Source organism: uncultured Eudoraea sp. (assembly GCF_947258925.1).
Classification (GTDB): domain Bacteria; phylum Bacteroidota; class Bacteroidia; order Flavobacteriales; family Flavobacteriaceae; genus Eudoraea.
The window spans coordinates 1-10,045 of record NZ_CAMYKG010000054.1 but is presented as its reverse complement, the minus strand read 5'-3'; the positions used below and the strand labels follow the sequence as shown (position 1 = coordinate 10,045).

Genomic DNA, 10,045 nt, shown 5'->3' with positions numbered 1-10,045 from the left:
GATACCCCACAAAATGTTTGTTCCATGGCGCTCATTGTCCACGGTTCGTGAATAAATGCTTCCGGCACATTAGCCAACTCTGGAACCCATTTTTTAATGAACACGCCATAAGGATCATGTTCTCGGGAATTTTTTACGGGATTGTATAAACGAACTGTATTTATACCTGTTGTGCCAGCTTGCATTTGGAATTGGGGGTAATGTATACCGGGCTCATAATCCAAAAACTGACGTGCCAGGTGATACACGCCGTCTCGCCAATCCTGATCTAGGTTAAGTGTTAAAAAAGAGACGACCATTGCTCTCATTCTAAAATTAATCCATCCTGTTTGTGCAACAGCCCGCATACAAGCATCAATTAATGGATATCCGGTTTGTCCCGATTTCCAAAACTCAAGGAACGCTTCATTCCTGGTATGTTCCAGCAATTCATAGCCTTTATTAATACAATGCGTTTCGTATGTACATTCCACTTCAAACTTTTGGATAAAATGACAATGCCATTTCAGACGTGTTAACATTCCGGAGAAGGCCCTGTTATTTCCTTTTCTGTTAGGATGTGTGCCAACAAAACGGAAAACTTGTTTTATGCTAATATTTCCCCAGGCCAGATAAGGGGATAACCTACTACAAGACATCCTGCTTTCGGCAGGTTTAGAGATGTGTCTGTTATAGTTGATTCCTCTTTCCTGAGTGAAAGACTTAAGATATCGCCAGGCGTTCTCTTCGCCAGGCGGCTGGTACTGTTTCGGGTATTCGTTTAGCCCGAAAACCAATTCTGAGGGCAAGGTGAAAGGATGTGTGACCGGGCTCAGCTTTGAAATTGAATACTCATTTTTAATTATTGGTGACTGCATAGTGGCATACCATTGCTCATTCCAGGTTGACCTGTTTTTAAGTCCTCTGATTATGCCATCACGTTGAGATTCAATCCAATTGATATTGTTGTCAAAGCAAAAGAGTTTCAATTGTTTGTCGCGCAGCCATGTGATTTTTATACCACTTTCCTGGTAACTGAATAGCTGTCGAATACTGAAGTTTTTATTGAGAAAAGCAAAAACATCGATTGCCTCTCCATAAAAAACTTCAACTCTACGGTTGTATTTTTTTAATCTCTTATCAAGTGATTTTATAGAGTGGTATACAAACTGTAAATGCCTTTGACTTGTATCCTGATATTCAATGATACTCGGTTCAAAAAGATATAAGACTATATAAGGAATGCCTTCCTGTTCGGCTTTATGCAAAGGTGCGTGATCCTGCAATCGAAGATCGCGTTTAAGCCATACAATATTGATAGCTTCTAGATTCAAAATGTAATCTCTTTTTTACACTTTTTCCAAAAGGCAAAGAAGGACGGATAATAACCACTCACATTAAACATCCAGTCTCGTGATTCCTCTTTTCCCTCATAATGTCTGTTTAATGGATGCTCTTTAAATCGAATATCTTTGAGGTTATAATCATTTTTTAAAGATTGGAATTCACCGATATAGACCTGGACATTATTTATGTTTTTTGAAAGAGCGAACGCAAAATCCAGACTTTGTTTGGAAATGGGGTATTGTTTAAAATGCGATGGCTCAAACAGTAAGATGCGGTTTGCCGTAATCTCCTCATTCCAATGAGGATCCAGGTTATAAAAGTTATAAATGCAGGTTGGGATGTTTTCGTTTACACTTAGGGCCTCCTGTTCAGGTAAGGGTGTTTTTAAATCCAAGATTTCTACATTTAGCAATGTATCAGGGATTTCAAGATTCTTGAAGGCTTCATACGGGACATCTAAGAACGTATCTTTTTGATTCGTATAGCAAAATTTATTTATGTTATCCTGATTGGCATAGTATTTTTTATTGCTATTGGCTCCGGCCACCCATTGCCAACTTAGCGCATTACTTGCCCAATCGGCATCGAGCAGGTGATAATACATCCACTGCGCAGGAACTTTCCAATGGCTTTGGGCCACATTACATGCAATTGAGGCAATATACATTCTAACGTGATTATGGAGGTAACCTGTTTTATAAAAATTTTCAATAGCCATATCTATTGCTTTAACACCGGTATTTGCGTTAGGGATAGCCCCGGGAATAGAGTAGTTGGAAACAGGTGCCTGGACGTTTTTCAGATCAGAATTTATGGCGTCGCCCTTGTTTATCCAGATTTGCTGCCAGTAATCGCGCCATGCCAGTTCCTGAATGAACTTTTCGATAAGATCAGTTTTGAAACCTTTTTTTAAAACTTCGGCAAGTATAAATTTTGTGGAAATGACACCACGTGAAATGTAGGGTGAAAGATAAGTGACTGCGCCATCCAGATAGTTTCTTGTCGGGCCATAAGCCACCGGATCTATTAAGGCTATTCGCTCTAGTATAGCTTCATAAGTTGTTGGAAAATGTAGATGATGTTTTTCTTTTATCATACATTAACGCTTACTTATTTTATTGCCGGAAATAGCCTTTTGCCTCGAACATTTAAAACGGGAAATTTCCGGATTTCGTTTTTTTAAATGCTTTTGGCTGACACCACTATTAACCCTTTTTCTCCAACGTTTAAAACTGGATGCCTTAAGATTACCACGCATCAATTTTATGACTTCTTTTTCCGGCAAGCCAAACTGAAATTCTATGGCCTCAAAAGGCGTTCTGTCTTCCCAGGCCATTTCAATGATCCTATCTAATTGTCTTTCTGTAAGTTCTTTTTCTAAACTACTTTTTCCCATATTTGATCAGTATTTAGACAGAAACTTCCAATTGCATGAAAATTGCATTGATCAGGAGCTATAATGGATAAAAAAGTCTCATCATTATCTCTTCTGTATAGATGATAGACCTGGCCAATTACGGGTTCAAAGCTAAACTTGGCTTTATATATCAGGTCGTTATATTCAAATTCCTGCATTAATTGTTCATACTGCTTTTTTATTTCCTGAAATCGAGTTTGAACTTTATGGTTCAGTTTATTAATACTCCTGTTTTTCCAGGCAATTGTATCCGAGGGAGTGATTTTCGGGGCCCCAACATTAGTCGAATAAGGTTTTAAAAAAGCGTCGTATTTCTGATTTTTGGTATCAAAAACAACACTATCCGGTTTCTTTTTATCCTTCATCAATTAGGTCAATGTCTCTATTTTTTTCATGATTTCCTCTGCCTCAAAAGTCTTTTGGTCGCTTAGTCTTCTGTTGGAAGTGGATAGACTATGGGCCTCCTTCAACAATTTTGCATACTGTTCCTGAAGTTTTTCTTTTTCTGACTTTTTTTTGAATAAACCAAACATCTTTTCGCGTATTTAGATTGATTAGAGATTCTTTTTTTTGACCTCCTTTGTCGTAAAAATACAAATTGTCTAAAGAATAACACATAACATTAAACAAAAAATAACATTTGATTAAGAGTTTTTGGGTAGAGCTACTGGTGTAACCTTGGCTGTTTTACTCACTATTCTTACAAAAGGCCTGTGCAAACAACGGTTTAGACTAATACTCAGTCCAAATTGACTTCATATCGCAGGAAAGACCGATTATGCTTCTATTTCTTTCGGACTCACATTAGGCATATGCAACGGAATCCTTAGAATTTCAGGTTCCTTTGCTACTTTTGATTTATCCAACCAAAGGCGGCTTATCAGCAATAAAAGGCTGCTGATAATCAATGTCTTATGTTTAACAGAAAATTACAAAAGAGCATGAGAAATATACTGAACATCAATAATGTAAGTGACTACCTGGCACTTCGAAAACAGCAGGTTGGTCATTCCGTCAAGGAGTTAAGGTTGTTGAATTAGTATTCAATAATAACACATGCTCGCAACTAAAAATGCCGTTAATAACAACAGATGAGTAAAATAGGTAGTATCCCATCAATAACTCGGTTTTTTTAGGATAACGGAGGACAATGCTTCTTGTAAATACCGATAGATTTTACTTCCGATTTTATTTGTAACCGTTTTTTATTCCACCTCTTTTTTATTGTTCCGATTGAGAAATTCAGGACTTATTTTTATTCTTTCTAAATGAATATTATCGTAACTTTCTGTTGTTTGATTAGATTGAATATTTAATAACTCCAATTGTAGTTCTATGGAAGATAAAAACCAAGGATCGGACCCCAAGAAAACAAAATCCATAACCAGACGAAGTTTTCTCAGAGGCGCCGGATTATCTACTGCAGGTAGTGTTTTGTTGACTACAAATACTTTTGCTTTAGATTATAAGGAACAGCTTGCGGCTGGTAAAGAATTTGGACCGGAGGCCATGACCATTAAAATGAAGGTCAATGGTATTACCGAGTCACTTAGCGTGGAACCCAGAACAACATTAGCTTCTGCATTAAGAGACCATCTGGAACTTACTGGAACTAAGATCGTTTGTGATCGGGGTTCCTGTTCTGCCTGTACCGTTTATCTGGATGGTAAACCGGTAAACTCATGTATGATGTCTGTATTTGATGTGGGCGACAAGGAGATTACGACGATTGAAGGCATTGCACAAAACGGTAAATTACATCCTGTTCAGGAAGCTTTTATCGAGCATGATGCTACCCAATGTGGCTATTGCACTCCGGGAATGGTCATGTCTTGTGTACACCTTTTGGATACTAACACCGATATTAATTTAGAAGATGTAAAAAAAGCCACCCGAGGTAACCTTTGCCGTTGTGGCACCCATCCTCATGTGTTTAAGGCTACTTTATCCGCATCAAAAAAAACGACATAAGATGAATACTAAAAAAGAAAAATTCCCATACGGTATTCCCGGGCATAATTTAGGTGAAATAGAGAGGGAAATCCCTATTGAAGAACCGCCGGTTTGGCCAGTCAATGATAAGTTAAAAGTAATTGGAAAAAGGGTCACAAGAATCGATGCACTCGATAAAGTAACCGGTAAGGCAAAATATACTTCCGACATGAAATTGCCGGGGATGCTTTATGCGAAGATGTTACGTTCCAATGTGCCACACGCAGTTATAACATCAATAGATATTTCAAAAGCGAAAAATCTCACAGGGGTACACGCTATTCACTTAATTGAGAATAGCCCGAAAGAGGGAGAAGAAAATACGAAGGGTAAATATCCAATGGTAAAATATGTTGGTCAGCCGCTGGGAGGTGTTGCTGCCGAAAGCCTGGAAATTGCCAAGGATGCCATTGCACTTATTAAAGTGAACTATGAGGAGAAGCCTTTTGTTATAGATATGGAAGCCGCAATGGAAATTGGGGCACCTATAGTATTTGATGAACCCATCACCCAGCAGGAAGATGGCGGCGATGTTGGTGAAGTACATGATGGTAGTAAGGGCCAAGGCAATGTTAGGGGACCATCGACCAGCAGTTTTTTTGGAGGACCACGAGGTGACCTTGAAAAGGGATTTGCGGAAGCGGATGTGGTAGTGGAAAGAACATATCGCACCCAGGTTCATACACATATGCCGCTGGAGACACATGGTGTCGTTGTAGACTGGAAACCGGACCTTATGATGGTTTATACATCTACTCAAAATACAAACAATGTTAGAAATGAGATGGCGAGTATCTTCAATTTACCAAAAAGTAAGGTACGCGTTGTCTGTGATTTTATGGGTGGCGGATTTGGTGCTAAACACAGTGCCGGAAGTTTCGGGCCTATGGCTGCAAACCTTGCTAAAAAATCAGGAAGACCGGTCTGGTTAATGCTGGACAGACAGGAGGAACACCTGGCAGAGGGGAACCGGCCCAGTTCAAAACAATATCTGAAAATAGGGGCGAAGAATGACGGTACTTTGACAGGTATACAGCAGCGTTCCCACGGAACTGCAGGAGTAGGCCTTGGCGCCGGTGTTGGCCGGATTGCACAGATCTTATATAGCTGTCCTAATTTTGCAACAGAGCAATACGATGTATTGACCAATGCGGGGCCCGGAGCAGCCTGGCGTGCACCTGGTAATGTGCAAGGCGCTTTTGGGTTGGAACAGGCCATTGATGAATTAGCTGAAAAACTAAAGATGGATCCTTTAAGTTATAGGGATCATATTGATAAAAGTGAAGTGAGAAAGGTGGAGCGCCAACGCGGAGCAGCACTTTTTGATTGGTCAAGGCGCCAACCCGCCGGTAGTGGCAAAGGGGTAGTAAAGAAAGGCCTTGGGGTAGGTCAATCTACCTGGCCGCGATTTGTGACCCTGGATTCTTCCGTAGAAATCAAAATACATAACGATGGTGGCGTTGAAGTACGCTCTAGTGTTCAGGATATAGGAACAGGGACTAAAACCATTCTTGCCCAGGTTGTTGCCGAAGAATTAGGCCTGCAAGTAAAAGATATTAAAGTCAATATTGGGGATACGTTTTTCCCTGTTGGGCCAGGTTCTGGCGGAAGTGTGGTAACAGGTTCAATTACGCCTCCAACCCGTAATGCAGCTTTTGAGGCTAAAAAGGAATTATTAAACCTTGTTGCAAAAAAATGGGAAACAGATGCGGCGGAATTGTTTATTAGTGACGGTCAGGTAGGTCATAATACAGACACGGAACTGAAGATGTCATTTAAAGAGGCAACCAAGTTAATGCGGACTAGCCAAATCAGTAAAACCGCAAGTCGTTCAGATGATTACGGTGGATTTCAGCAACCTTGGGGATTGGCCTATGGAGATTTGGGATCCGTTCAGTTTGCAGAAGTCAGTGTTAATACCAATACGGGATTTGTTAAGGTAGATAAGATAGTGGCGGCTCACAGTTGTGGTAGACCACTCAATATTGGTCAATTAGAAAGTCAGATAAATGGAGGTGTCATCCAAGGTGTATCTTACGCATTATATGAAAATAGGGTGATGGACAAAAGCACCGGGCATATGGTAAATGCCAATGTGGATCAGTACAAAGTACCATTTTCCATGGAAATTCCTGAAATTGAAAGCATTATTGTAGAAGAATATTCGGCACGTTCATCAACGGATGCCTATGGTATAGGTGAGCCGGCCAATATTGCAACGGCGGCAGCTATTGCTAATGCCGTTTATAACGCTATTGGGGTTAGGATTTATGAAATTCCCATTACTCCATCGAGCATTCTTAAAGCATTAAATAAAGTCTCTTAAATATAAAGACATGAATAAATTTAGTTGGTACGAAGCAAAATCTGTTGAAGATGCTCTTCAGCAAGTGAATTCAACAGTATCTGAAGAGCTATATCAGCACACAAATAAGGCAACGGTATTTAAATCTGGTGGCATTGATGTGTTCGACTGGGTAAAAGAAGGACTGCTTCAACCCGAAAAAATTGTCAATATTCGGAATATCCCGGGTCTTGATAAGATTAGTTATGATCAAAAAAAGGGTTTGAGCATAGGATCTAATGTAACTTTGGAGGAAATAGCGTCCAATCCTGAAATTAAAAATAATTATTTGGCACTTCATCAGGCGGTAAATCATGCTTCTACGCCCCAATTGCGAAATATATCAACCCTGGGAGGGAATATAGCGCAGCATAACCGCTGCTGGTATTTCCGTTCTGTTGATCATCAGTGTCGCCGCAAAGGGGGAGATCGTTGTTTTGCCCGTCATTCTGAAACCGGCGAAAATGAAAATCATGCTATAATTGATAATAGTTCATGTGTCAGTGTTCATGCTTCCTCAATATCCACGGCACTTATGGCCTTTAATGCCAGCGTTGTTATAATCAATAGTGAGGGGGAAAAGAAAATAGTTTCTATGGATGATTTCTTCGTTTCTCCTGCCAAGGATATTGGTATGGAAAACATCCTCACGGCAAAGGAACTTATTACCGAAATAATTCTTCCGGCCCCTTCAAAAAATTCCAGGAGTGCTTATATTAAAGAGGTAGCTCGTGAATCTTATGACTGGTCACTCGCTGATGTAGCAGTAGTTGTTGAGGTTAGTGGAAATACTTGTCGTAAAGCGAGTATTGTCTTGGGCGCGGCTGCTCCCGTACCATATCGTTCTTTGGAAGCCCAGCAGGCTATAGAAAATAAGATAATCAATAATGACAATGCCGTGGCGGCTGCGAAAGCGGCTATGGCAATAGCCAAACCACTTGCTAAAAATGGCTATAAAGTACCTATGTTTACATCGATTATTGAACAGGCTATTTTACAAACTACTTAGATATGGATCCAATTAAACCAAGTAAAAATAATATCTGTAAATTTCTTCGTGCCAGAAATCCCTATGGAATGATGGAAGGAGGCGAACATCCCTGGCTCTTATTGGATGATGCCAACACAATTTGCTGGTGTATCACTTCTTCAGGAGCTATGGGGCCGGATAATGGTTTGGTATCCCCAAAGCATTGTAAGGAGGGGCGGAGTTGTTTTGTTTCCGGGGATGCTGATGTTTTATGATCCCATAACCACTTCAATTTAAAAAGGATTCACTTCATGAATCCTTAAAAAGCAATCCCGGGCAAGCATAAAAACCAACACAAGCTGGCGCTTGTTCGTTTTTTGATCCCTCGCTCTATTTTGGTTTTACTTCTGCTTATCTAACGAGACACTGGCAATAGAAACAGGATCCATGCACAAAGTTTTGATAAGAGGATTTGGGACAGGTTAAAATTCCAATTAGTTCCAAAAATGATTGCTTTATGGAACTTTCTAAAAACCAGGATATATATAATGGTAATGTGATGGCAAACAGGGCCTAATAAAAAGTTAATCATACTGATCTTCATCATGTTATAATTTATTTTTCGATAGTATTTTCGACCAATAATTAGTATATCATTGGAAAGTTTATCCTATTCTTTCCAGTTCTCCCATTAGATATCGAACAGAGTCAAACCTATAAACTAGTTAATTGTTGGATTTGTAATAACTAAAGAACTATGAAATATAATACGATTATTATCGGAGGAGGCTTAGCCGGCCTGACTGCCGGAGCTACGCTTTCAAAATTTGGAAAGAAAGTACTCCTTTTGGAGCAACACTATAAACCTGGTGGTTGTGCAACTACCTTCAAGCGAGGCGATTTTATCATTGAAGTTGGCTTGCATGAAATGAGTGGCCTGGCAGAGGGCGGTACTGTTAGGAGAATTTTCAAAATGCTCGATGTAGACAAGCACGTTCAGTTTGAGAAAGTACCCGAATTCTATGGTATACTTTCAGATAATGAGGACTTTGTTTTTCCACATGGTTTTGATGAAGCTACTAAAGCCCTTGTGAGCAAATATCCTGATGAGAAAAAGGCTATTAAGAAATTTATGAAATTGATAGCAGGCATTAGAAAGGAAGCACACAGTTTGCCTCGTAATCCATTGGTAAGCAAATTGATATATCCGCTAATGCCCTTACTTTACCCCAACCTGGTAACGGCAACACGACACACGGTGGGGTCCTGGTTAGATAAACACATCAGAAATGAAGGTCTAAAACTTGACCTTACTGCGCATATTGCTTACTGGGGCGATGATCCGTACACCTTGTCAATGTTCTACTTTGGCCTGCCGTTCTCTGGTTTTATTGAAAGCGGAGGTCATTTTATTAAAGGAGGTTCACAAAAGCTCTCCGATCATCTCGCCGCTTATATTGAAGCACATGGCGGTACTGTACTATTAGGGAAAAAAGTTGAGAAGATCATCACTGAAAATGGTAAGGCCTCGGGAGTCACATTTAGAGAGGTTTATAACAAAAATGAAGAGCCTATTACTATTACTTGTGATAATGTAGTAGCTAACGCACCCATGCCAACAGTGCCTGCTTTACTGGATGAGCCTTACGCAAGCGCTCTTAAGGAAAAGATCGGTTCGAACCCTGATTCAGTCTCATTATTGTGTATGTACTTTGGCTTTAAGGAAAAACTAGATCGATTTGGTGTTAAATACTATTCAAATTATATACAAGGGGAAGATATAAAAAGTCTCAAAGATGTACATCCGAATCAGCTAGGTGATTGGAAAAAACGTAGTTTCATCTTTGTAGATTATGAAAAGGTCGATGCCGGATTGGCACCATCGGATAAAGCTGCAGGTGTGATCTGTACTGTAGCTTATCTGAAAAACTGGGAAAACCTTAGTCATGATGACTACAAGGCAAAAAAAGAGGAGGTAGCCCAGATCTTACTGAAG

At 39.9% G+C, this 10,045-nt stretch carries 10 protein-coding genes; 5 read left to right on the top strand and 5 right to left on the bottom strand.

The features are described from left to right. From Q0X77_RS14570 to Q0X77_RS14550, 5 genes are all read right to left on the bottom strand, one after another. The coding region (locus Q0X77_RS14570) for a cryptochrome/deoxyribodipyrimidine photo-lyase family protein (RefSeq protein ID WP_297798557.1) at positions 1-1,313 on the bottom strand (1,313 nt) is incomplete at its 3' end. Beyond that, positions 1,310-2,422, bottom strand: coding sequence for an FAD-binding domain-containing protein (locus Q0X77_RS14565; protein WP_297798556.1), 1,113 nt, complete (start codon positions 2,420-2,422; stop codon positions 1,310-1,312). The genes Q0X77_RS14570 and Q0X77_RS14565, both read right to left, overlap by 4 nt. 3 nt (positions 2,423-2,425) lie before the next feature. Beyond that, positions 2,426-2,722, bottom strand: a complete 297-nt coding sequence (locus Q0X77_RS14560) for a TIGR03643 family protein (protein ID WP_297798555.1) — start codon at positions 2,720-2,722, stop codon at positions 2,426-2,428. Next, entirely contained in the window at positions 2,704-3,108 is a 405-nt protein-coding gene (locus Q0X77_RS14555; protein WP_297798554.1) for a DUF2452 domain-containing protein, read from the bottom strand. The genes Q0X77_RS14560 and Q0X77_RS14555 overlap by 19 nt, the downstream gene beginning before the upstream one ends. Before the next feature lie 3 nt (positions 3,109-3,111). Further along, positions 3,112-3,276, bottom strand: a complete 165-nt coding sequence (locus Q0X77_RS14550; protein ID WP_297798553.1) for a Lacal_2735 family protein — start codon at positions 3,274-3,276, stop codon at positions 3,112-3,114. An 802-nt stretch (positions 3,277-4,078) separates the two neighbouring features. Between Q0X77_RS14550 and Q0X77_RS14545 the strand changes: the two genes are divergently transcribed. The 5 genes from Q0X77_RS14545 to Q0X77_RS14525 all read left to right on the top strand — a co-directional run. Continuing rightward, a complete protein-coding gene (locus Q0X77_RS14545) occupies positions 4,079-4,714 on the top strand; it encodes a (2Fe-2S)-binding protein (RefSeq protein WP_297798552.1) in 636 nt (211 codons plus the stop codon). 1 nt (position 4,715) lies between these two features. Continuing rightward, positions 4,716-7,061: a xanthine dehydrogenase family protein molybdopterin-binding subunit gene (locus Q0X77_RS14540; RefSeq protein WP_297798551.1), complete on the top strand. Its 2,346-nt coding sequence runs from the start codon at positions 4,716-4,718 to the stop codon at positions 7,059-7,061. A gap of 10 nt (positions 7,062-7,071) precedes the next feature. Continuing rightward, positions 7,072-8,088, top strand: coding sequence for an FAD binding domain-containing protein (locus Q0X77_RS14535; RefSeq protein WP_297798550.1), 1,017 nt, complete (start codon positions 7,072-7,074; stop codon positions 8,086-8,088). A gap of 2 nt (positions 8,089-8,090) precedes the next feature. Then, positions 8,091-8,324 (top strand): hypothetical protein, encoded by a 234-nt coding sequence (locus Q0X77_RS14530; RefSeq protein ID WP_297798549.1) that lies wholly within the window; start codon positions 8,091-8,093, stop codon positions 8,322-8,324. Between the two features lie 482 nt (positions 8,325-8,806). Continuing rightward, a partial coding sequence (locus Q0X77_RS14525; protein ID WP_297798548.1) for an FAD-dependent oxidoreductase occupies positions 8,807-10,045 on the top strand: 1,239 nt, incomplete at its 3' end.